Consider the following 316-nt stretch of genomic DNA (forward strand, 5'->3'; position numbering starts at 1 on the left):
GCACCAGAAATCCTCTGTGCGCTGTAAAGTAGAGCATCCGTACCGCATCGTAAAAAATATCTTTGGTTTCCGGAAAACAGTCTATCGAGGGCTGAGCAAAAACCTCAACCGTCTGTATGTGCTGTTTGCCAGCGCAAATCTATATATGCTGGTTAGAGCTGGTGGCACGTTGCCGTCAGCATAGCCTTTTTGCGCCCTTTTGCAGCAAAATGGCGCAAAAACAGCAAAATATGACTGAATTTTGAGCATATCTTGCATGATTTGACACGATTGCTGCCCTTTATAAGCTGTAATGCTTCATTTAATCAGCGGCTCC

1 protein-coding gene is annotated in these 316 nt (G+C 44.9%); it reads left to right on the plus strand.

Translation table 11 applies throughout. The features are described 5' to 3' along the window. On the plus strand, positions 1-184 hold a 184-nt coding region (locus ACTQ33_RS17230; RefSeq protein WP_441465703.1), incomplete at its 5' end, for a transposase. Between the last annotated feature and the right edge of the window lie 132 nt (positions 185-316).

Origin of the sequence: Candidatus Avoscillospira sp. LCP25S3_F1, from assembly GCF_052117125.1 — a bacterium.
Lineage (GTDB): Bacteria > Bacillota > Clostridia > Oscillospirales > Oscillospiraceae > Avoscillospira_A.